Consider the following 22,634-nt stretch of genomic DNA (forward strand, 5'->3'; position numbering starts at 1 on the left):
GTTGGCCTCAAACAAAGCTTTAAATTTGTACACACCGCGCGGTAGTGGTGGAATGGCAGACACGCTATCTTGAGGGGGTAGTGGGTGTATACCCGTGGAGGTTCGAGTCCTCTCTACCGCATAACATTCAACAAGAAAAAAACCTTGATTAATCAAGGTTTTTTTTGTTGAATTCTTGAATTCTGTAAAACCGTCTTTGATACATGTAAAAACAAGGTATTGTGCCAGAGCATGACCAGCTTTTTCTGGTGCTTTCTGTCTGTGAAACGAATTGTACACCTCTGCGGGTCCCTTAAGCCGCTCCAGAATCAGATTACTTCATCTGATGGGGAGCGGCTTTTTGTATACAAAGACCGCTTTCGCCTGATGTCCAAAGCTTAGGATGGGGGCAAGCCCAAAAGCTCTGAAACCTGGCGCCGGTAGCGTTCCGCTTTGCGGGTGCCGTGGATCAGGTTGGATAGGCGATAAGGCGGGATGTTGTAGATCTCACAGAATTTTTTCTGGTCCAGATGCAGCTCTGTCAGCCGTTGCTTGATTGCCCAGCCGTAGGGAGTGATGGGACGTTTACTGTTCAAAAGGGGCTCACCTCTTATCGACTATCCAGCCGTATGATATAATGGGATAAGGCATAATAATAGTTAATTATATACTTTTTTACGTCATTTTACAATAAAAATTACGTAAATAAGTGCTTTTTAAATACATAAATACAATGGAGGGCGGTTAGCCGATGCAGTCCATCTATGAACGAATTGAATACCTGATTAAGCAAAAGGGAATCACTAAGAAAAAGTTTTGCGAACAGTTAAATATCAGCACGGGGAACATGGGGGATTGGAAGCGGGGCAAGTCAACACCAGGGACGCATAAGCTGATTGAGATCGGGGCGTTTTTTCAAGTGAGTCTGGATTGGCTGATCTTAGGCAAAAAGACATCTGAAATGGTGCGTGAAGGATCGGAGGATTATTTTTTTGGCCAATTACGGCAATTGAATTGCCAAAGCGATGAGCTGAAGCCGGAAGAGCAGAATTTCATTAAGGAATACTTCGAATTTACCCAATACCGCAAGCAAAAAGAAACAGAAGGAAATTCTTAATACAACATCACCGCGCGGTAGTGGTGGAATGGCAGACACGCTATCTTGAGGGGGTAGTGGATATATATCCGTGGAGGTTCGAGTCCTCTCTACCGCATAACATTTAATTAGCAAAAGCCCTTGATGATTCAAGGGTTTTTGCTTTTGCTGCTTTGGCTTTGTTGACGGATTGTTGCTTTGAATTATCGTTGCTGGTTATATTTATTTTTATAATCGCTGGGTTTGCATCCTACCCATTTCTCAAATATTTTGCTGAAGTATTTGGTGGTATCATAACCGACCGATTCTGCGACCTCGTATATTTTCTTATCCGTAGTAATCAACAGTTTTTTTGCCTCCTCTAAACGGACCTTTGTAATGTAGTTTAAGTAAGACTCTCCGGTGCGTTTCTTGAACAGGCGGCTGAGATAGAAGGGGTTGATAAACAGATGTTCTGATATGGTGGTCAATGTGACCTCTGAAGCGAAGTGGGATTGGATATACGCCTTCGCTTCACTGATGACATCCTTTTTATTTTCTCCCAGCTCAAATAGAGCAGATTCATCGTCTTCGCCGGAATGATGCTCATGGTCTTGCTCAATGCCCTGGATACAGCGGGTCAGCGCATCCTCCAGCTCTTCCTCGTCAATCGGTTTCAGCAAATATGCGGTGATTCCCAGTAAAATGGCCCGTTTTGCCAGTTCAAATTCTGAGTATCCACTCAGCACGATAAACTTTAGCCGTGGATGATTGTCTTTGAGCTGTTCAATCATTGACAGGCCATCCAGATTCAACATGCGGATATCGGTAATAACAATATCTGGCTTAACTATGGAGGCTTTTCTGATTGCTTCGTCGCCGTCGCTAGAAGTATCCACGACCTTACACCGGTTTTGTTCCCAATCGATTGTGACTTTAAGGCCTTCGGTAATCGTTTCCTCATCATCCACTAGCATAACACGGTACATCGGATTCACCCTTTCATTTGCGCTGGTATCATGATCTCTACGGTTGTAAATTCCTCGTCCGACCGAATCTGCAGGTAATACCCGTTACCGTATTGCAGCTTAATCCTGTCCTTAATGTTTTGCAGGCCAATGCCAATGGACGCCTCAGGTTTAATAGAGGGTGGAGCGTCAAGCAGAGCGTTCAGCATCCGCAATTTATCTGGATCAATACCAATACCGTTATCGGTAAACTGCAGCACAATGCGATCGTCACCCTTCATATAGCCTTTAATCACAATAATCCAGTCCTGCTGCTTTTGTGTAAATCCGTGGATAATGCTGTTCTCGATTATCGGCTGAAAAATAAATCGGATAACCGGAGTCGCCATTACTTTGGGATCCATATCTGTTTGCAAAACAAAGCGATTTTTGTAACGTACATTCTGCAGTGCAATGTAGTTCTCGATGAAATCAACCTCGTCGCTGATGAAATTGGCCTTACCTTCTCTCGCCAGGTTGAAACGGAACATTTTTCCCAGCCGCTTTACCATCTGTACAACTTCCTTATCCCCGTTTATAGCGGCGGTCATCCGGATACTTTCCAGCGTGTTGAACAGCATGTGGGGGTTGATCTGGCTTTGAAGCGCTGAGAACTGGGCTTGTTTGTGCATTAACTGTGACATATACACATCCTCGATTAATTCTTTGATGGTCGAAATCATTTTATTATAACTCCGGTTTAGTAATCCGATTTCATCATGCCTGTCCGTTAAAGGGAGTACGTTGTATTGGCCTAGTTCGGCTTCCCGCATTGTCTGTGCCAGCCGTTTGATTGGGGCGGATACTTTTCTGGCAAATAAGTAAGAGAAAAGGAAGACAACGGCTAGAATGGAAATTCCGCTGATTAATGCGATTAGCAGAAAACGGTGGATTTTTTCGTATAGTACTTTTTTAGGAATAATCACTGAGGTTACCATTCCGGCTGCCGGGATCTCATTTCGTATGGTCAAATAGTCTGAATTACCGACTTCGCCCGAACGGTCCGGTTCCGTTGAAAATATAGGGTCACCGTTTAAGGTAGTAATCGTAATTCCCGCCTGATAGATATTATTCTTAATGGTTTGTTGGAGCGAATTAAATTTAAGCAGTTGATATGGCTCAATCTCAAAAATGATCACACCATAGCTGCCCGTTGAGTCGCGAATTAGCCGGCCTACGGAAAATACATCTGTATTCGTTCCCTGACTGGAGTATGGTTGTTTGTGGACTGGAACGACGACAAGTTGGCCATTTGCATTACGTATCTCCTGAAACCATGCTTGCGAAGCCAGTATATTCCCATCAACCGTGTGGGACGTGTTGCTATAGGAATACACAGTGTTTTGATTACTTACCAGCATAATTTGATATACATCTGGTTTTAGAATTGCCATCTTATAGAGAAACTTATCAATGGCGAGCTTTCCCGTAATCTTTTCGGACAGGCTCGCGTATTCTTCCTTGTTAAGAAAACTGGTAACGTTATTGTCGTCGAATGTGGTCCTGGTGATATTATCCAGCTCCATAATGTAGGACTCAATACTTGAATTCAGCTGGGTGGAAAAGAGATTGATAAAGTTTGTCGAGACCTCTCTGACATTGGAGATAGAGACATAGGAATATATCACAGCCAGGCATAATAGAGGAATTACGCATAAAGCGGAGTTCATCATAAATAAGCGGACACTTAATTTGAAAGGCCGGAATGTTCTAAACATTGAAATTACCCCGCGTGAGCCGAACTTTACCTGATTTTATCTTACCAGCTCTTTTGTTCTTGAAATAATGGATATTTCAAAAGAGCAAAAATGTATACCTAAAAGTTAAAAACTGTGTCCTTATTCCCTAGAGTACCGCAAGCTATACTTATACCATGACATGAAAGCGATTACTAATCAAGAGTAGGGGATGGATATGGATACTGTAAGATCATGGAAGACAAACGTCGTAAAGTTCTGGCCATTATATATCATGGTGCTGCCAGGGTTTGTATTTCTAGTAATGTTTAAAGTTGTGCCGTTATTGGGTACAGTCATTGCCTTTCAAGATTTTCAAATTTTCAGAGGGATAGCAGATAGTCCTTGGGTTGGGCTCAAACATTTTGAATCATTCTTTGAGTACTCCAACTTCAGCAGAGTGTTTATGAATACGGTCATTATCGGAGGTCTGAAGCTGCTTATCGGGTTCCCGTTCCCAATTATTTTGGCACTGATGATTAATGAAGTTAGACAAATATTTTTCAAAAGAACAGTACAAACAATCAGTTATCTTCCGCACTTCTTTTCCTGGGTTATAATTGCGGGCTTAACCTTCGACATTCTGTCAGCTGGCGGGATTGTTAATGAAATTCGTTCCTGGTTCGGGGCAGATCCGATTCTGTTCATGCAAAAGGCAGGGTATTTCCGGTTTATCGTCGTTCTGACGGGGATCTGGAAGGAAGCAGGCTGGGGAACGATTGTGTTGTTGGCTGCATTAAGCGGAATCAATCCGCAATTGTATGAAGCTGCTACAGTTGATGGCGCAGGCCGATTTAAACAAATGTGGTTTATCACACTTCCGCTTCTGATGCCGACAGTAGTCATTCTGTTCTTGCTGAATATCGGAAGCTTCCTGGATATCGGATTCGAACAGGTATATAACTTGCTCACCCCGATGACCTATGAAGTCGGTGATATTATTGATACCTACGTATATCGTGCCGGTATCGTTGAAGGCCAGTACAGCTTGTCCACAGCGATAGGTATATTCCAGTCGGTTATCGGTCTCGTTTTAATTGTTTCATGTAACAAGCTATCCAAGAAAGTGTCCGGGGAGGGTCTGTGGTAATGCAGCAACTTAAATTAGGTGAAAAAAGTTTTCAGGCAGTTAACGTACTCCTGCTTGTCCTGTTTAGCATAGTAATGCTGCTTCCACTGCTGTCCGTTGCAGCGACTTCAATAAGTTCAGGACTCGCAGTAGACCGTGGGGAAGTACAGTTTTGGCCCGTTAATGTTACATTAGCTTCTTGGGAACAAATTCTCTCGCAGAAATCCCTCTGGTTATCCATGCTGGTGAATACTGCTGCGACAGTCATAGGCACATTTATTTGTATGGTGGTTTCGTCCTTAACGGCTTACCCGCTGTCAAAAAGTGAGTTCAAACCGGCGAAATTTATCATCCTGCTGGTTGTCTTTGCAATGATCTTTAAAGCGCCGATTATTCCATACTTTTTAACGCTGAAATCCTATGGTCTTTATAACAGCTTCTGGGCCTTAGTTATTCCACATACGATAGTTGCCTACAATTTAATCATTTTGCTCACGTTCTTTAAGCAGGTGCCAAAGGAGCTTGAAGAGGCGGGGAAAATTGAAGGCTGCGGCTATTTCCAGACTTTGTTCCGTATTGTGCTTCCGATATCAATGCCTGCCTTGGTTACAGTGGGGCTGTTCTACGCCGTTATGATTTGGAACCAGTTCATGCACCCGATTATGTTCATTGATAATCCGCATCTCTATCCACTGCAGATGAAGCTGCGTGAGCTGATTACGGTAACAGATTTGACTTCCTTGGCCAGTACGTTCCAAGACCGTACTTTAATTAATGAACGGACCCTCAGATCGGCAACGGTACTCTTTGCGGCGATTCCGATTCTTCTAGTATATCCGTTCCTGCAAAAGCATTTCGTAAAAGGCGCCATGCTCGGTTCTCTGAAGGAATAGTGACAATCTCCTGAAAAGGAATTGATCATAAAAAAACAAATAGTGAGGGGTATAAGCAATGACAAAAAGAAAGTTTGCTTCAATGCTCATGCTGACTGCAATGCTTGCTGGTGTGCTTGCCGGCTGCGGCAATTCGAACTCGAATAATGAAGAGTCAAAACAACCAGCTAATTCAGCTTCTGCCGAAACACCTTATATTGAGTTCTGGACTGTAAATGATCAGGGCTATAAAAATTTTGAAAAAGATGGTCCAACTTCACAACAAATTATTAAAGATGTTGGCGTCGGTATTTACGCTCCGGTGGTGGCGTGGGATGGGGGAACAACTATCTGCAAAAACTGCAGACCCGTATCGCAAGCGGTGATCTCCCCGACTTGTTCATCCCTTGGAACGGCATTGAGAATGATTTGGCTAAGCAAGGTGCTCTGGCTGATTTAACAGACCTTCTGCCCAAATACGCCCCGCATGTGTATGACCGGATCCCGCAAGAGATTTGGGATGTCGTGAAAAGTTCTGATCCGACCGGCCAAGGGAAAATTTACTATATTCCGGCAGTTACATTGACAAGCGATTACGGCGGCTTTATCCGCCAAGATTGGCTCGATAAGCTTGGTTTGAGCATGCCGAAAACCCAAGAGGAATATGTGAAAGTTCTTACTGCATTCCGGGACCAGGATCCAAACGGCAACGGTCAAAAAGACGAGCTTCCTGTCTCCGGACGGGAACTCGGAAGATGGATGGATAACATCTTTGGCATGTACGGGGTGGCAATGTTTGAGGGTTACCCTGCATGGGACTTATATGATGGGGAGTTAACATATTCCGGAGTTACCCCTAATATGAAGGATGCTTTACAGTTTATGAACAAGCTGTACAAGGAAAACCTGCTTGATAATAATACATTCCTGAACAAAGGCAATGACTGGTGGTCCAGAATCACTTCGGAGAAAGTAGGTACCTGGTTCCATAACGCTCATGGTGTACAGATTACAGCTATTGATCCGATAGCCAAAGTAAATCCGGATGTGAAAATTGCTGCACTGCCGGCTATTAGCGCCGAAGGGTACAAAGGGTTCACCACACACACCAACATTGGCGCTCCAACTTGGGCTGTTGCCAATAAATCGGAAGAAACTACGATTAATGTGCTCAAAGTTATCGACTGGATAAACAATCCGGCCAATGCCAAAGCAACAAACCTGGGGATTGAAGGCATGCATTATACAGAAGAAAATGGGAAAATAAAAGTTTCTGCCGCTGAGAAAAACACCCAGGAAAACATCTTGTACCCTTCGATTACCGACAAGGAAAGTGTTGAAGCTCTTCATGAATTGACCCTCAACATTCTTGAAGATGATCAGAAGTGGGCTGAAGATATGAAATATCAGATTACAATGGATATTCAGCCTGCGGCTAAGACGATTGCCGGTGACGGCATCCCTTCCAGCATCTATGAAGGCTTTGCCGACATCAAGAACCATACACTTTATCAGGAATACATGACGAAGATTATTATTGGTGAACTGCCGATTGACGCCTTTGACGAATTTGTAGACAAATGGAAGAAGACTGGTGGAGATGAAGTCACCAAACGGGCAAGAGCGTGGTACTCCCAGCTAAATAAATAGCAATTATATCGGGAAGCTGCTCCTTGCTGGAGCAGCTTCCTATTTCCTAAGGATGGAGCTGGAACAATTGCATGAGAAATTAGCACAGAAATCGAATCGAACCGGGAATAGTGCTGTTTTGAAGGATCGTAGCTGGCAAGCGCAATGGATTTGGGATGTGCAGCAACCCGAATCCAATCCCGAGATGAATCATCATCTGGTGTATTTTCGCAGAACATTTCAACTGCCTGACGGCGTTATTTCTAACCTGGTTGTTGATATTACCGCAGATAGCCGGTATAAATTTTATGTCAACGGTCATTCCATCGCAGTAGGTCCTTGTAAAGGTGACAGTGCAGTACATTATTATGAAACGCTTGATGTGAGTGAGTATCTGCAGCCTGGTCTCAATGTACTGGCTGTTCAAGTTCTTCACTATCCGGCATCACAGCCCTTTGTGGAGGGAAAAGGCGGTCCGAAATCAATCTGGCGCACCCAATCCGGAGGTCTGTTAGTCGAAGCCTGTTTATGCCAAGTGAATGGAGATGAAATAGAACCACTGCACACTAATGAGCAGTGGCATGTTTATCGTCATCAAGGATATAAGAACATTCCGCAGACCTTCATTCGCTGGATGGGTGGAGTAGAGGAAGTGGATGGTGCAGGCGCACCTTTTGGCTGGAATGAAGCACTGTTTGATGATTCGGAATGGCCGCAAGCCATCACGTTTGCAAATACCAGCAAGCCTGCCGGGAATCTCAGCCCTTGGCAATTGTCGCCGAGGCCGATCCCGTTACTCTTTGAAAAAGAGCGCGCTTTTGTCAAGGTAACCCGAACCGAAGGTATCGCCATCCAAGCCGACAAGCTCCTTACCTTACAACAGGCTGAGTCACTCCGTTTAGTTCCGGGCAGCAAGGCGGTTATTGAACTTGATGCCGGAGAATTAACAACCGGTTATTTAACAATAGGCTTACGCGGGGGGCAGGGCGGCATCGTTCGCATTCTCTGCTCCGAATGCTATGAGGATTCTGACAGCACCGAGCAGCAGCGCAAAAAGTCAGACCGTGAAGATACCACCGGGAAACTGATTGGAGTAACCGATATTTACCATGTGGCAGGCTCACAGGACCGGACTGAAATCTATGAGCCCTTCCTATTCAGGACATTCCGGTTTGTCCGGCTGGAGATGGAGACGGCCGGGCAGCCGCTTGAATTGGTGTTTATTAAATACCGGGAGACTGGCTATCCGCTTGACGTTAAGGCTTCTTTTGAATGCTCGGATGAAGAGATGAACCGGATCTGGAACATGAGTGTCCGAACACTGCAACGTTGTATGCATGAGACTTATGAGGATTGCCCGTATTATGAACAGCTGCAGTATGCGATGGATAGTCGATTAATGATGTTGTTTACTTATAATCTGAGTGCCGATGACCGTATGGCCCGTAGAACTATTGCTGATTTTTACCGGTCACGGTTGCCTTCTGGACTTCTTCAGTCTCGCTTCCCTTCAATGGAGTCTCAGGTTATTCCTTCATTCTGTTTGTATTGGGTCGATATGATCGCCGATCATTACGAACATTATGGAGACGTAGAGTTAGTCAAGCAGTACCGGCCAGCGATGATGGAGCTGATGGACTGGTTTCAGGCACAAATGACTGAGGACGGTATTGTAGGGATTACGTCACAGCGTTATTGGACCTATTTCGACTGGGTAGAAGCTTGGCCACTTGGCGCACCGCCAGAGAGCAGGGAGCAACCGATGTACATGCTCAGCCTGATGTATGCAGCCAGTCTGAGAAAAGCAGCCGGTTTATTTAAAGTTACCAGATGGCTGGATGCTGCCGATGAGCTGGACAAGCGGGCTGGGGACATCAGTGCGGCAGTGCGGAAAGCGGCATGGTCAAAGGAACGGAAGTTATTCCGTGAATTACCGGATACCGAAATTTACACCCAGCATTCACAAATCATGGCGGTGCTTGCTGGTGCAGTAAGTGGCGAAGAAGCAAGACTTTTACTGGAGCGAACATTGGCTGAGCCTATGCACCGCGTGACGCTGCCGTTTGCTTACCTGCTCTTCCAAGCACTAAAGCAGACAGGTCTGCAGCACCGTACATTTGAATTGTGGGACCGGTGGAGAGCATTTCTCGCTCAAGGCTTAACTACGCTGCCGGAAACGGAAGTTAACCCGCGTAGTGATTGCCATGCATGGAGTGCAGTCCCACTCACGGAGTTCCCAGCCATTATTCTAGGTATGAGTTCTCTGCTTCCTGGATGTAAGGAAATTCGGATCGAGCCTAGCCCCGGAAAACTTAAATGGGCCAAGGGTACTGTAGCCACCGTTCATGGAATGATTGGGGTAGAATGGCGCATTGAGGGGGCGCGTTTTCAATTAGAGGTTCAACTTCCTGATGGCATTTCAGCGCGGATCAAGCTACCGGATGGAACGGAAAAGCCAATATCGGAATCTGCAACGTTTGATATACGACTTGAAAAATTTTTAGAGACAGGTGAACAATAAAATGAGCAATTATACATCCATACGCCCCGGACAAATGTGGTTCGACACTGGAGGCAAGCGTATTCAAGCCCACGGTGGTTCAATTTTTTATGAAGAAGACATTCAATCATCACTTCATCCGACTAGCAATATGGACCGCGCGTTTAATCCGGAAAGAGCCGAAGAACCATTCCTCGGTTTCCCGGATTACAACTCAAAAGAAAATACAAATAAAGCAGATTATGTATGGCTTCCTTTCCGGTTTGTAGGCACCATGGCTATTATGGACCGGAAAGAGGAATGGCGGGTTGAAGATTATGAATAAATCTGTAATCAATAACCCGATCCTTACCGGCTTTAATCCCGATCCGTCCATTGTCAGAGCCGGGGACGATTATTACATCGCGACCTCTACCTTTGAATGGTTCCCGGGTGTACAGATTTACCATTCCCGAGATCTGAAGCATTGGCGGTTGCTGACCCATGCGCTTACCCGCCCAACGCAGTTGAATATGGAGGGAAATCCTGATTCCGGTGGAGTCTGGGCACCCTGCCTAACGTATGATAATGGACTATTCTATTTAATCTATACAGATGTAAAAAGCCGTAATGGCGCCTTTAAAGATACGCATAATTATCTGGTAACGGCTCCGTCTATAGAAGGCCCGTGGTCCGACCCGGTCTACCTTAACAGCAGCGGCTTTGACCCTTCGTTGTTCCATGACGATGACGGCCGGAAATGGCTGGTTAATATGCTGTGGGATCACCGCGCCGGACATAATTCTTTTGCAGGCATCGTGCTTCAGGAATATGATGTGCAGAAGAAGAAACTTATCGGTGAGCGGAAGAACATTTTTGACGGAACGTCGCTGGGATTCACTGAAGGTCCACATTTATACAAGAAGAATGGATATTACTATTTGATGACTGCCGAAAGCGGAACACGTTATGACCATGCCGTAACGATGGCCCGTTCTATTAATATAGAAGGTCCCTATGAGGTTGATCCTCAGAACCCGATCCTAACTTCTGCTGGGCGGAGAGAATTACCTCTACAGAAAGCCGGACACGGCTGCCTGGTGGAGACGCAAACTGAGGAGTGGGCAATGGTCCATCTTGTTGGACGGCCTGTCTCTGAGGACTATTGCGTCCTTGGTCGTGAAACGGCCATTCAGCATATGGTATGGACCGCAGACGGGTGGCTGCGCGTCAAGGGGGCGGAAATGCCCCGCATCTGGAGATTCCGTCATTTTCGCTACCCGAGCATCCTTTTCCTGCAACGCTCGATATGGATCATTTCATTAGCGACAAGTTAGGTATCGACTGGAGTACGCTACGGCTACCGGCAGATCCATCATGGATGTCACTTACGGAACGTCCGGGCTTCCTTCGCTTATGGGGTAGAGAGTCACTCAGTTCCATGCACCGTCAGAGCCTTGTCGCCCGGCGTCAGCAGGCAATGTATTGTGAAGCTGAGACAGCATTAGAATTTCATCCTGAGCATTTTCAGCAGATGGCAGGCCTGATTCTGTACTATGATACCCGGGATTATGTCTATTTGCGGATCAGCCAGGATGAGGTGCTTGGAAAATGTTTAGGAATCGTCCGCTCAGTGAACGGCAAGTGGGAGGAGTTTCCGAATGATGAGATATCAATTGAAGAAACCCATAGCCTCAAACTAAAGGTTGTCATTGAAGGACAGGAGGCCGGCTTCCACTATGCTGCAGATGATGGTGAATGGACAGCTATAGGTCCAAAGCTAAATATTTTACATTTATCAGATGAGGCTGGAGACTTCCTGCGGTTTACTGGTAATTTTATCGGGTTATGTGTTCAGGATTTAAGCGGTGACAGCAAATATGCCGATTTTGATTATTTCCGTTATAGTGAACGGTCTAAAAGTAACTAAAAGGAGAGAACAACTTGGCAATCATACAATTCTCTCAGGAATTTCTCTGGGGAGCCGCCACAGTTATCACCGCTACGAAGAAGAATTTTTCCCAATGGAGAAGGTGGCTGGAGGTTTAACTTCATTAAGCATGCGAAGGATTCCTTCGTATGCTTTTTTACTTTGAAGTCACACTGCCTTGTGGGGTTATTACGGGCTGCCCGAAAGGGCAAATATATCCGCCCTTTTGGACGATGCCGCCAGGGCTTTCGGTTGATATGATAAACGCAGACAGAAAAGGATAAGGAGCTTTCAGTGATAAATGTTCATATCTTCACAGATAGTCTGACAACACTTCCGCAAGACATGATTGCGGGGCTGAATATAAGTATAGTTCAGGTCTATATTGTTTTCAGCAATGCTCAAGTTTATAGGCATACAGAAGATATTTCTACAGATAAATTAACCTGAAGATAAAGGAAATGGTAGAATGAACAAAATGCAAGTGTTAAGAAATAAACCTATTCTTCTATTTAGCTTCATCCTGCTCCTGAAAAGCGCGGTAGCCTGGTATGTTGTGTTTGATGACGGCCCCGATTGGAATATGGTTCTTACGGAAATACCCATTTTCATGATTGTATTCAGCTTGATTGAATGGTTTGCGCGTAAACGGAAGATTCTTTACTATATGATTGCCAATCTCCTTATCACACTAATCTATTTTTCTGTCCTAATGTATTACAAATATTATGGTGTCATTGCCACTTATCATGCTCTACAGCAGGTGAAAAAGGTTACAAATGTGGGTGAAAGCACCTATTCTCTGATCGCGCCTTATTATTTGTTAATTTTTGTGGACATCGTGTTTTTTCTGTTCCTTCTGTTTCGTCCAAAATATATCACGGGATGGATGAAAAAGGCTTCGGTCCGTATGAACTGTAAAGTATTGATTACTCTGACTGCAATATCGCTCGGACTCTGCACCTTCAACATCTGGCCTCATCATGCCAGCATGAATGAACACAAAAAAGCTGAAAGCATGGGGATTCTTGGCTACGAATTGTATACGGTTATTGCAGACACAACGGAAAAGGAAAAATTAATTGATCCTAAAGAAATTACACAGCAAGCTATAAATCAGTTGAAAGGAATAGAGATTCCGGAAGTCCCTAAGTACTGGGAGAGCAACAAGGGGAACAATCTTATTATTGTCCAAATGGAATCATTCCAGAACTTTTTGATCGGATTGACCATTAACGGACTGGAGGTAACGCCGAATCTGAACAAACTGGTTAAGGAAAATACGTACTTTAACAACTTTTATACAAATGCGGGCCAAGGGACGACATCTGACGCTGAGTTTGTTGTCAATTCATCTTTTTATGTACCTGAGAACAAGCCGGCTACTTCTTCAGATTATATGAATAAGAAGGTACCAGGCCTGCCGCGTCTTTTGAGGGACAATGGCTATTTCACAGCAACTTTTCACACGAACAGTGTAGACTTCTGGAACCGTGCGGCTTTGTACAGAGCGATCGGCTTTGAGCAATACTATGACCAGTCCTTTTATGGCGACGAGGATCATATTGCCTTTGGTTCTTCGGACGAGGTACTGTTCGCCAAGACCATACCGGAGCTGTCCAGGCTCGATGCCAAAGATCAGCCATTTTATGCCATGGTCATTTCTATGAGCGCTCATCATCCCTTCCATATCCCGGAGGACAAATGTAAGATGAAGCTGCCTCAAAATTACGAGGGTACGCTGCTCGGCGATTATATCAGAGCCCAAAATTATGCCGATTATGCGATGGGCCTATTTCTGGAAGAATTGAAGACCAGCGGGCTATGGGATGACAGCCTGATTGTATTCTACGGAGATCATCAAGGTGTTCCGATGTATACTCTCAGCGTAGAGGAGAAAGAGCAGTTGAAATTGCTGATCGGACATGAATACGGCTATACCGATATGTTCAACATACCGTTTATTGTACATTCCCCTGGCGGTAAGCTCCCTCCGGTTATGAACAATACGGGGGGCAAATTGACATTCTCCCGACGATAGCTAATCTGCTCGGTGTATCTGTGGAGAATCAGCTTCATTTCGGCCAGGATTTGTTTAACCAGGATAGCAATGTGCTCCCGATCAGACACTTTTTACCGACAGGATCTTTCGTGAATGATCAGAGTATTTATGTCACGGGCAATGATTATACCGACGGGAACAATTACAGCTTAAGCGACAACATGATTAGCATAAATGGCTCAACCAAGGAGCAGTTTAGGACAGCACAGCGTCTGCTGGAGATGTCGGGCAGCTATCTGCTCCAGTTGCCGGATGACATCTATTAACGAAAAACTATTCAGTATTTTGAAAAGTCCTACATTGTGGGGCTTTTTTTTGACTTAAGGGCTGCCCAAAAGGGCAGAATCCGCGTGCCCTTTTGGACGATGGCAGGAGATCTCCCGAGCTATAAGATAGGTACATAGAGAAAACATTTAGCTAAGAGGAGACGATACTGAAATGGCAAAAATATTATACAGACTGGGGTTTTGGTCGGCGAAGAACCGGCTAAAAGTCCTTCTGGGCAGCATTACGCTTTTAGTGGCAGCGGCGATTGTAGCGTTATCGATGGGAGTTCATTTTGGTGAGGAGACTTCCATCCCCGGACTTGCCTCGCAAAAAACACTCGAGGTTATGGAAAAGGAATTTCCAAACCCCCAGAGTGGACTCGGTAAAACCCAACTGGTGCTGAAAGCTCCGGACAATGAAAGGTTATCCTCTGAGACTGCAAAGCAGCTCGTTACCGCCAAACTCAAGGAAGTGGCAGCAGATCCCGAGGTGACATCAGTAGTAAGTCCGTATGACAATCATTCATTGAATGCGGACAGCACCATCGGATACGCAACAATTACCTATGCGGTACCAGGCGATGAAGTAACAGATGAATCTAAAGATTCAGTTAATGAGATTGCAGAGAGCCTTCGTGATGCCGGCTGGCAGGCTGAATTGATTGGAGACGGTTATGTAAAAATGGCGACCAGCAGTCCGACCGAAGCGCTCGGCGTGCTTCTGGCCCTGGTAATCCTTGCTGTTGCACTTGGTTCCATCCTTACCGGTGTCCTTCCGATTGTGACGGCAGGTTTAGGGCTCGGATTTGGTATTATGCTGATTATCATCGGAACCAGTTTCCTGGACATTCCTTCGTTTGCTTTATCACTGGCAGGTATGCTTGGATTGGCTGTAGGTATTGACTATGCTTTGTTCATTATCGCCAGATACCGCCAGCAGCTTGCAGAAGGTTATGAGCGGCGGGAAGCGATTGCCATCGCGAACGGCACGGCTGGGAGTGCGGTTGTGTTTGCCGGAGTAACGGTTATGATCGCTCTGGTCGGTTTTTCCTTCGTTGGAGTACCGTTCCTTACGGCTATGGGTATGGCTGGTGCACTTACTGTATTTACCGCAATACTTATGACGATATTCGTTGTACCGGCAATTTTGGACCTGCTGGGGGCAAGGTTAAAGCGCCTGCCAAGCGGGCAGGCAGCAAGCAGAAGCCGGCGGGCCGCGGTAATCTGTGGGGAAGATTCGTTACCGGTCAGCCTTTAGTGGCTGTCCTGCTGGGAGTAGCGCTGCTTGCAACCATTGCTCTGCCATTCTTCCACATGGAGACAGGTCTTGGAAATGATGGTCATAAATCGCCGGATAAAACCGAACGCCGGGCCTATGATCTCCTTTCCGAAGCCTATGGCGAAGGGTATCATGGACCGTTAGTGCTTTTGGCTGAAACGGATGGCGGGAAAGAGGCTGCGGCCAATCTCAATAAAGTGATTGAGGAAGTAAAAAATTATCCCAACGTCGCGATGGTAAACCCGGCGGTCACCGCGCCTTCCGGAAAAGTATCGCTGATTACGGTTATGCCGACAACAGGCCCCAATGATTCAGCAACCATTGACCTTGTCCATTTAATTCGTGATAAGGCGCCCGAAATAGAGCAGCAGGATCATATTAAGCTTGGTGTGACCGGCAGCACGGCTGTCAATATCGATATCACTCAGAAATTGAATCAGGCCTTACCTAAATTTTGCCTAATCATTGTCGGCTTGGCCTTTGTACTGCTTATGCTGGTATTCCGTTCAATTCTGGTTCCGATCAAGGCCGTACTTGGATTTATTCTGTCGCTTGGAGCGACCTTGGGATTTGTTACTTATGTCGTTCAAGACGGCCATTTCCAGAAGTTATTCGGATTCTATGCCGAGGCACCGGTATTTAACTTCTTACCGATCATTGTAGTCGGCGTCCTGTTTGGTTTGGCAATGGACTATGAAGTGTTTCTGGTCAGCCGGATGCGCGAGGAATTCAAGAAGAGCGGAGATGCCAAAAAATCCGTTCTTGCCGGTATCCGCCACAGCGGCGGAGTCGTGACCGCAGCAGGGCTCATCATGGTTGCCGTCTTTACCGGGTTCATTCTGGCAGAGGAGCCTATGGTTAAGGTCATGGGGCTGGCGCTTGCCTTCGGTGTTCTCTTTGATGCTTTTATCGTCCGGATGCTCATCGTTCCCGGGGTGATGACCGTGCTTGGGAAGTCGGCCTGGTATTTTCCAAAATGGCTGGACCGCCTGCTTCCGAATCTCGACGTGGAAGGTGAGGGAGTGATGGAGGAAGTGGAGAAAAAACAGCGGGAATATACGAAGGAATCTAACATCAGATTATTGGCTAAGCCATTAGAATAAGTTGGTTTAAGAAGCGGCAGGCATTGATTAGAACAACATTCAATGCCCGCCGCATTTTCATCGGCGTGATTGGTACAGGTTACGTTGGATTGGTAAGGAATCAGCAATCAAATTCAATGGCAGAGAGGTGTCGCTTCATGACCCGGCTTTCAGTGGTTGCACCTGTGTATAACGAAGAGGGGAATATTTATGATCTTTATTTAAGCATCACTGATGCGTTGAAAGGGAAAATAGAGAGCTATGAAATCGTGTTAGTGAATGATGGAAGCAAAGATCGGAGTGCAGTGCTGCTCAATGAGATCGCTCAGATGGATAAGTCTGTAAAGGTCATCCATTTCGAGAAGAATTACGGACAAACGGCTGCGGTCTGGGCCGGAATAAAGAACTCAACAGGTGAATTAATCGCCCTTATGGATGCCGATCTGCAGACAGATCCCAGGGATATTTTTAGATTAATGCCCTTTATCGGGCGGATAGATTTTGTGAACGGGAAACGGATAGATCGTAAAGATACCCTGCTTAAGAAAATATCTTCACGTATCGGGAATGGAATCCGCAATTGGATCACCGGAGATTCGATTTATGATACAGGTTGTCCCATGAAGCTCTTCACACGGGAGGTAGCCGACAGCCTTTATTTATATAACGGGATGCACAGGTTTTTGCCGACATTAGCAAAGATGAACGGGTTTTCGGTCATCGAAGTTTCGGTAACCCATCAGGAAAGGAAACATGGGGTATCCAAATACAGGGTGTTGAACCGCGCCTATGTAGGATTCATGGATGCCCTTGTGATCGGCAGGCTCAAAAAAGAGTGATCCTGTACCGGATTAAGGGATGATGATATGTATACAGGTGCAGGTTCGGGGGTGAAGAAGGTATACTTGAAAACATAGGTCATCATGTTACAGCTGAGGGGGAGAATATTGAACGAAAAAAACGGCATGCAAAATATTAGTGATTTATTCGCTTCAAGGCTGCCGACACTAATTTGGGTATCCATTGTATATGTTGGAACTATAATATTGCAATTTCTTAAGGAACATTTGATTTTAGAGAGTGCTGTATTTACAGGCTTATTTACAATTCATGTATTATTGCATTGGAATTCCTACAGAGTCACCTACAAAAAATTCTGGGTTTACTTCTCAGTTCAAGCAGCTTTAATCTATTTGTGTGCCATTTTAATGCGTGACGGGTATCAGGCGGTTTTAATCGGGCTGCTGCCTATACTGATAGCTCAGACTCTTAGTTATTCATTCCGTGTGAAGAGAGTAGTGTTCGTTACACTAATCAGTATTATTGTTTTTTTTGATTCTGCTCTGACTGTGGGGGATAGGGATGAACTGATCGTATTTCTTCCTATATTTCTTCTGATGCTTATTGTTGTGCTGGCTTATGCAATATTATTCTTCAAGCAGGTTCAAGAGCGGCTCAGAATTCAGAGTTTTCTGGAGGATTTAAGAGAAGCACATGAAAAGGTAGAGGAATTAACCCTTGCCAATGAACGCCAGCGGATGGCGCGGGATTTGCATGATACACTGGCACAAGGTGTCGCCGGACTGATTATGCGGCTGGAGGCTGCAGATGCCCATATGTCACAAAACCATCCGGAGCGGGCACAGGAAATTATTAGGCAGTCCATGCAGCAGGCACGCCGGACATTGGCTGAAGCCCGGAGAGCGATTGACAATTTGCGGTTAAAGTCAGCTCCAGAGATGGATTTCAAAGAGGCCATTGCTGATGAAATTGAACATTTTAAAGAGGCTACGGGTATCGTCGTATCCACAGATTATCATTTGAACAAACGATTATCCAGGCTGCAGATGGAACACAGCTTGCATATTGTTAAAGAATGTCTGACTAATATTGCCCGCCATGCAAAGGCTGATAAAGTATGGGTATTTGTTTCTACGCAAAACGATAAACTAATCATTGAAATTCAGGATAATGGTATCGGATTTAAAACGGATGATATAGGCAAGGATGCCGGACACTATGGGCTGCTGGGAATTAAAGAGCGGGTACGGCTAATTGGAGGAGAAATTTACGTGAACAGTAACTCAGAAGGAACCCGTGTTAAGCTGGAGACACCCTTCATTGAAGGAGAACATAAATGATTGTATATAAGATTCTGATTGTAGATGATCATTTGGTTGTCCGGGAAGGCCTAAAGCTGATTCTGGAGACAAACGAGCAATTTCAAGTGGTTGGTGAAGCTGAAAACGGCGCAGAGGCGCTGCCAATGATTAAGGAACTGCATCCTGATGTGATCCTGATGGACTTGAATATGCCAGTTATGGGCGGACTGGAAACCATGCAAGAGTTAAAAAAACAAGGGTCTTCGATTCCGGTAATCATCCTTACAACCTATAACGAAGATGAACTAATGATAAGCGGACTGGCCATGGGAGCGAAGGGTTATTTATTAAAAGATACCAGCCGTGAGAATCTGTTCAGAAACATTGAGTCGGCAGTACGTGGAGAAACCTTGCTGTCGGCAGATATTATGGAACGCGTAATTACAGCCCGGGCGCAGCAGAAAGATTCAATCTCTCCTCAAAATGAAGCCGCTCGTTTGACCGATAAGGAAACACTTATTCTGCAGGCTGTTGCCCGGGGTTTCAAAAGCAAAGTTATTGCCATTGATATGGGAATCTCCGAGCGTACAGTAAAAGCACATTTAACGGCTATTTATAATAAACTTGGAGTGGATTCACGTTCTCAAGCGGTAGCTGTTGCACTTGAGCGGGGGATTATGGAAATGTAAACGGTCTAGTGGATGACAAGCTGGCTGGCTACTATGTGCTGCATCCGAATAATATTGGCAGATGCAGTCATAGATACTTGTAAGATAAAAAAGACTCTTCGCACATGGCATTGAGCTGTGCAGGAAGAGTCTCTTTTGGCTAACCGTATAATTATTGCTCAAGCAGCTTGGCGATGTCCGCCTCGATCTGGTCCGGTGTGGTCTGCGGGGCGAACCGCTTCAGCACACGGCCTTCCTGGTCAACCAGGAACTTGGTGAAGTTCCATTTGACGCTTTTGGAGCCCAGTACGCCCGGTGCTTCCTTGGAGAGGTATTTGAAGAGCGGATGCGCCCCGTCACCCTTCACTTCAATCTTCTCGTACATCGGGAAGGTTACCCCATAATTGATTTCGCAGAACTCTGCGATGTCTTCACTCTCGCCCGGCTCTTGGCCTGCAAACTGGTTGCTTGGAAAGCCGAGTACTTCAAAACCGCGGTCCTTGAATTTATCGTACACTTCCTGGAGACCCTTGTACTGGGGAGTAAAGCCGCATTTGCTGGCTGTATTGACGACGAGCAGCACTTTGCCTTTGTACTTGGATAGGGATTCTTCCTGACCGCGCAGCGTGTTGGCTTTATAATCATAAATACTCATCAATGATACCTCCCGATCATTAATTTATCACAATTTAATTTTACACTATTTATCGCAAGAAGCAAGCCGCGAGGGGATAACAACATTGCATCTCCGTTTCAAACCAAGCCCGTTGTTTAAGTAAAAAGTATGAGCAGTTAAAATTTGGCTTGAAAAGGAGAGAATGAGCGATGACAGCATTAACAATGAAACCTTTGTACACAGCTTCTGCTACGGTCCGCGGCGGACGCGAAGGGTCAGTGGAATCCTCGGATGGTGCTCTGAAGCATGATCTCAAAATGCCGAAGGAACTGGGTGGACCGGGAGGTATGGGGACGAACCCGGAGCAGCTGTTCGCAGCAGGCTATGGCGCTTGTTATGAAAGCGCTCTGGCGAATATCACCCGTAAAGAGGGCGTGAAGCTTCAAGATGTGGTTGTGACCTCCAACGTGCTGATCGGAAAGGATGAAAGTGACGGAGGCTTCAAGCTGGCGGTAAAACTGGATGTAAGCCTGCCCGGCATTGAACGCGCAAAAGCAGAGGACCTTGCCCGCAAAGCTCATGAGTTCTGTCCATATTCCAAGGCAACCCGCGGCAATATTGAGGTTGAACTAAACGTGCTGTAAACCGTGTTTTTTGGAAAAAATGTCTAAATAGAGTCGGGAATTTCAGGCAGGGCCATAAATCGCAGGCAGGAGCGTCTGCTTTGGTTGACATCACCCCTAAAATTCTTTAATATGTCTAAGTATCTGTTAATGTCGCGCGTGCAATTAACTACCAAAAATTTAAATAATGGGTGATGAAGATGTCTTACAGACCGAATATTACGAATGTGACCAAAGCCAGCAGCAACGATAAGGAAGGATTGTACGAGTTCATTATCAAGCTTGCTGACGGAACGGAGTGCCGCGCGTTCTACAATCGGTTTCCGGAATGGAAAATGACGAACATCAGCCGCCTGCTTAAGACGCCATGTCCGGTGTGCCGCAAAGACTTCATCTGTAAATGCATGGAAGCTTTCACAGCTGATTTCGAAGGGCAGATGCTTGGGAACGAATGGATCGACAAGGCAATCGCAGAGTAAATTGAACGGACGGTTATGAAGGCGTGGGAGCTTATCCCGCGCTTTTGTTTTTTTTGGGGAGAATTCTGGATATACTGTGACTATCTGAAGGGGGAGGGCAATAGTGAAAGTACAAGAGGAAGTTCTAACAAACAAAGCTGTTGTGCTGATTGATGGGGTCTGCCATCTGTGCCAAGGGCTGGTGCGGTTCATTATCCCCCGTGATCCCCAAGGCCGGATTCTGTTTGCCCCTTTACAGAGTGAGATTTCCCGTAAGCTGATGAATGACAGCGGTCTTGTGCCCGGGCAGCTCAGCACGGTTGTTCTGCTGGAGAACGGCGTCTGCTATACGGAATCGGCTGCAGTGCTGCGGATCGCCCGCAGACTGCGTTTTCCGTGGCCTGCTGCTTATCTGTTTATCATTATCCCCCGTCCGCTGCGGGACGCCCTGTACAGGTTAGTTGCGAGGAACCGTTACCGCTGGTTCGGCCGGGATGAACAATGTATGGTCCCGACGCCGGAGATCCGGAAGCGGTTTCTGTAGAAGACATTACAAAGCGCAGCGGGTGCTCGGATAGAGCCCTGCTGCGTTTTTGGTAACAGAGAAATTCAAAATTGGCCTAGTTGGTCAGCGGTTTCACGCTAAGGCTGTAGGTTTGTACCAGCTTCCACTTGCCATCTGCTCCTTGAATGCCGTTGCGGCTGCGGCCAGCGGTAACTTCGGATCGATCAGACTTATAAATCCCTCGTAATCTTCTTTGTTGGAATAGCTGACGTATTGATTAAAAAGCTTGTGTCGAAAATCTCCTTTGTTATGTGTTGGGGGTGGCAAATGATGAACGTATAAATTATACAGGACAATAATGGTTCGGGGAATATCCTGTGCTGGATATAGGAGCTGACGGAATTTTGGAAAAGTAAAAAAAGGTATTGCTGTAATCTAATATATATGCTACTATAGCTGTAAATTATAGGAATAGTAACGGAAGCACCGTTCAATGACCGTATCCCACGGTTATTGGCGGTGCTTTTTTTGTTGTCTTTTTGCAGAAAGGAGAGTGTGACATGGCAGCGAGAATCGTGCTCGCAGTACGGGAAAGCCAATACATTGAGCCATTGCTCCACTATATACACCATAGTGAATATGGAGGGATGCTGCGGGTCAGCGCGTTCAGCATGCTGGATGCCTTTATGGAATTTATGCAGGGAGAGGAAGTCCCGGACGCGGTTGTAGGAGATCCTTCTTTTATTGAGGCGTGGCTGGTGGAAGGGAGGAATTCAGTGCCGTGGGCAGTTCTTAGTGATGACGGGGACATCCGCGGCAATCCCTCCGGGAGTCTGGCGGGCGGACAAATGATTATCAAGTATCAGGCGCTGCCTTCCCTGCTGGAGTCCATACTTCAGCTATGTGATCTGAAGCGAAGCCGGATGGCGTCCGTGCCCAAGGAGGAGACGCTGCTGCTGGGTGTGGTCTCAGCCAGCGGCAGCAGCGGCAAAACCACGCTTGCGCTCAATATGGCGAAGCAGCTTGGGGGGCTGGGGTTGTCCGTTTTTTATCTGAATCTGGAAAGTGTGGACAGCAGCGGATTGTTCCTGCGCTTGCCGGACGGCAGTGCCCCCGGTCTGGAGCGACTGCTGTATGAATTGAAGGCAAGCGCAGGAGAGGGGGCCAAGCGCAAGCAGGAAAGATAGAGCTTGAACA

The 22,634-nt window shown here is 46.0% G+C and carries 23 protein-coding genes, 2 tRNA genes and 1 pseudogene; 22 read left to right on the forward strand and 4 right to left on the reverse strand.

What is annotated here, in order from left to right; genetic code table 11:
- The first annotated feature begins 38 nt into the window (after nt 1-38).
- A tRNA-Leu gene (locus tag JI735_RS15260) sits at nt 39-121 on the forward strand.
- A gap of 256 nt (nt 122-377) precedes the next feature.
- Here the strand turns inward: JI735_RS15260 and JI735_RS15265 are convergent.
- On the reverse strand, nt 378-575 hold the full coding sequence (locus tag JI735_RS15265; RefSeq protein ID WP_020428361.1) for a hypothetical protein: 198 nt from the start codon (nt 573-575) through the stop codon (nt 378-380).
- 155 nt (nt 576-730) lie between these two features.
- Here JI735_RS15265 and JI735_RS15270 point away from each other — a divergent pair, with 155 nt between their 5' ends.
- The gene (locus JI735_RS15270) at nt 731-1,096 is read left to right on the forward strand and encodes a helix-turn-helix domain-containing protein (RefSeq protein ID WP_039834759.1); all 366 of its coding nucleotides are present in this window, start codon (nt 731-733) and stop codon (nt 1,094-1,096) included.
- A gap of 14 nt (nt 1,097-1,110) precedes the next feature.
- A tRNA-Leu gene (locus JI735_RS15275) sits at nt 1,111-1,193 on the forward strand.
- 85 nt (nt 1,194-1,278) lie between these two features.
- Here the strand turns inward: JI735_RS15275 and JI735_RS15280 are convergent.
- Together JI735_RS15280 and JI735_RS15285 are read right to left on the reverse strand one after the other, a co-directional pair.
- Nucleotides 1,279-2,043: a response regulator transcription factor gene (locus JI735_RS15280; RefSeq protein WP_039834760.1), complete on the reverse strand. Its 765-nt coding sequence runs from the start codon at nt 2,041-2,043 to the stop codon at nt 1,279-1,281.
- A 5-nt stretch (nt 2,044-2,048) separates the two neighbouring features.
- Nucleotides 2,049-3,779 carry a cache domain-containing sensor histidine kinase gene (locus JI735_RS15285; protein ID WP_051051698.1) on the reverse strand — a complete coding sequence of 577 codons (1,731 nt, stop codon included), beginning with the start codon at nt 3,777-3,779 and terminating at the stop codon, nt 2,049-2,051.
- A gap of 424 nt (nt 3,780-4,203) precedes the next feature.
- Here JI735_RS15285 and JI735_RS15290 point away from each other — a divergent pair, with 424 nt between their 5' ends.
- The 15 genes and pseudogenes from JI735_RS15290 to JI735_RS15345 all read left to right on the forward strand — a co-directional run bounded on the left by JI735_RS15290 (nt 4,204) and on the right by JI735_RS15345 (nt 19,256).
- Nucleotides 4,204-4,887: an ABC transporter permease gene (locus tag JI735_RS15290; RefSeq protein ID WP_325175608.1), complete on the forward strand. Its 684-nt coding sequence runs from the start codon at nt 4,204-4,206 to the stop codon at nt 4,885-4,887.
- A complete protein-coding gene (locus JI735_RS15295) occupies nt 4,887-5,759 on the forward strand; it encodes a carbohydrate ABC transporter permease (RefSeq protein WP_039834762.1) in 873 nt (290 codons plus the stop codon). The genes JI735_RS15290 and JI735_RS15295 overlap by 1 nt, the downstream gene beginning before the upstream one ends.
- Before the next feature lie 58 nt (nt 5,760-5,817).
- The gene (locus JI735_RS35790) at nt 5,818-6,198 is read left to right on the forward strand and encodes a hypothetical protein (protein ID WP_233476413.1); all 381 of its coding nucleotides are present in this window, start codon (nt 5,818-5,820) and stop codon (nt 6,196-6,198) included.
- Nucleotides 6,135-7,388, forward strand: coding sequence for a type 2 periplasmic-binding domain-containing protein (locus JI735_RS15300; protein ID WP_233476414.1), 1,254 nt, complete (start codon nt 6,135-6,137; stop codon nt 7,386-7,388). Before JI735_RS35790 ends, JI735_RS15300 begins: the two co-directional genes overlap by 64 nt.
- 52 nt (nt 7,389-7,440) lie before the next feature.
- Entirely contained in the window at nt 7,441-9,888 is a 2,448-nt protein-coding gene (locus JI735_RS15305; RefSeq protein WP_051051699.1) for an alpha-L-rhamnosidase-related protein, read from the forward strand.
- Nucleotide 9,889: 1 nt separating this feature from the next.
- Nucleotides 9,890-10,192 carry a hypothetical protein gene (locus tag JI735_RS15310; protein WP_039834764.1) on the forward strand — a complete coding sequence of 101 codons (303 nt, stop codon included), beginning with the start codon at nt 9,890-9,892 and terminating at the stop codon, nt 10,190-10,192.
- Nucleotides 10,185-11,776: pseudogene (locus JI735_RS15315) on the forward strand (glycoside hydrolase family 43 protein). The gene JI735_RS15310 and the pseudogene JI735_RS15315 overlap by 8 nt, the downstream one beginning before the upstream one ends.
- A 294-nt stretch (nt 11,777-12,070) precedes the next feature.
- The gene (locus tag JI735_RS37830) at nt 12,071-12,226 is read left to right on the forward strand and encodes a DegV family protein (protein ID WP_157771336.1); all 156 of its coding nucleotides are present in this window, start codon (nt 12,071-12,073) and stop codon (nt 12,224-12,226) included.
- A 19-nt stretch (nt 12,227-12,245) separates the two neighbouring features.
- Entirely contained in the window at nt 12,246-13,817 is a 1,572-nt protein-coding gene (locus JI735_RS15325) for an LTA synthase family protein (RefSeq protein WP_325175609.1), read from the forward strand.
- A gap of 110 nt (nt 13,818-13,927) precedes the next feature.
- Entirely contained in the window at nt 13,928-14,104 is a 177-nt protein-coding gene (locus tag JI735_RS37350; protein ID WP_325175610.1) for a hypothetical protein, read from the forward strand.
- 172 nt (nt 14,105-14,276) lie between these two features.
- Nucleotides 14,277-15,362: an MMPL family transporter gene (locus tag JI735_RS35795; protein WP_233476415.1), complete on the forward strand. Its 1,086-nt coding sequence runs from the start codon at nt 14,277-14,279 to the stop codon at nt 15,360-15,362.
- Nucleotides 15,362-16,486, forward strand: a complete 1,125-nt coding sequence (locus JI735_RS35800; protein ID WP_233476416.1) for an MMPL family transporter — start codon at nt 15,362-15,364, stop codon at nt 16,484-16,486. Before JI735_RS35795 ends, JI735_RS35800 begins: the two co-directional genes overlap by 1 nt.
- Nucleotides 16,487-16,602: 116 nt before the next feature.
- Nucleotides 16,603-17,304 (forward strand): glycosyltransferase family 2 protein, encoded by a 702-nt coding sequence (locus tag JI735_RS15335; RefSeq protein WP_233476417.1) that lies wholly within the window; start codon nt 16,603-16,605, stop codon nt 17,302-17,304.
- A 108-nt stretch (nt 17,305-17,412) separates the two neighbouring features.
- Nucleotides 17,413-18,606 (forward strand): sensor histidine kinase, encoded by a 1,194-nt coding sequence (locus tag JI735_RS15340; protein ID WP_051051700.1) that lies wholly within the window; start codon nt 17,413-17,415, stop codon nt 18,604-18,606.
- Entirely contained in the window at nt 18,606-19,256 is a 651-nt protein-coding gene (locus JI735_RS15345) for a response regulator (RefSeq protein ID WP_085979274.1), read from the forward strand. The genes JI735_RS15340 and JI735_RS15345 overlap by 1 nt, the downstream gene beginning before the upstream one ends.
- Nucleotides 19,257-19,407: 151 nt before the next feature.
- Here the strand turns inward: JI735_RS15345 and JI735_RS15350 are convergent, their stop codons facing one another.
- Nucleotides 19,408-19,890, reverse strand: a complete 483-nt coding sequence (locus tag JI735_RS15350) for a glutathione peroxidase (RefSeq protein WP_039834769.1) — start codon at nt 19,888-19,890, stop codon at nt 19,408-19,410.
- Nucleotides 19,891-20,075: 185 nt separating this feature from the next.
- On the opposite strand from JI735_RS15350, the gene JI735_RS15355 reads away from it, so the two are divergent.
- The 4 genes from JI735_RS15355 (at nt 20,076) to JI735_RS15370 (ending at nt 22,624) form a co-directional block, all read left to right on the forward strand.
- Nucleotides 20,076-20,495: an organic hydroperoxide resistance protein gene (locus JI735_RS15355; protein WP_039834776.1), complete on the forward strand. Its 420-nt coding sequence runs from the start codon at nt 20,076-20,078 to the stop codon at nt 20,493-20,495.
- A gap of 179 nt (nt 20,496-20,674) precedes the next feature.
- A complete protein-coding gene (locus JI735_RS15360; protein WP_020428353.1) occupies nt 20,675-20,953 on the forward strand; it encodes a hypothetical protein in 279 nt (92 codons plus the stop codon).
- A gap of 103 nt (nt 20,954-21,056) precedes the next feature.
- On the forward strand, nt 21,057-21,476 hold the full coding sequence (locus JI735_RS15365) for a thiol-disulfide oxidoreductase DCC family protein (RefSeq protein WP_085979273.1): 420 nt from the start codon (nt 21,057-21,059) through the stop codon (nt 21,474-21,476).
- Nucleotides 21,477-21,997: 521 nt separating this feature from the next.
- Entirely contained in the window at nt 21,998-22,624 is a 627-nt protein-coding gene (locus JI735_RS15370) for a P-loop NTPase family protein (RefSeq protein WP_202677535.1), read from the forward strand.
- Nucleotides 22,625-22,634 lie beyond the last annotated feature (10 nt).

The organism is Paenibacillus sonchi (assembly GCF_016772475.1).
Lineage (GTDB): Bacteria > Bacillota > Bacilli > Paenibacillales > Paenibacillaceae > Paenibacillus_AQ > Paenibacillus_AQ sonchi.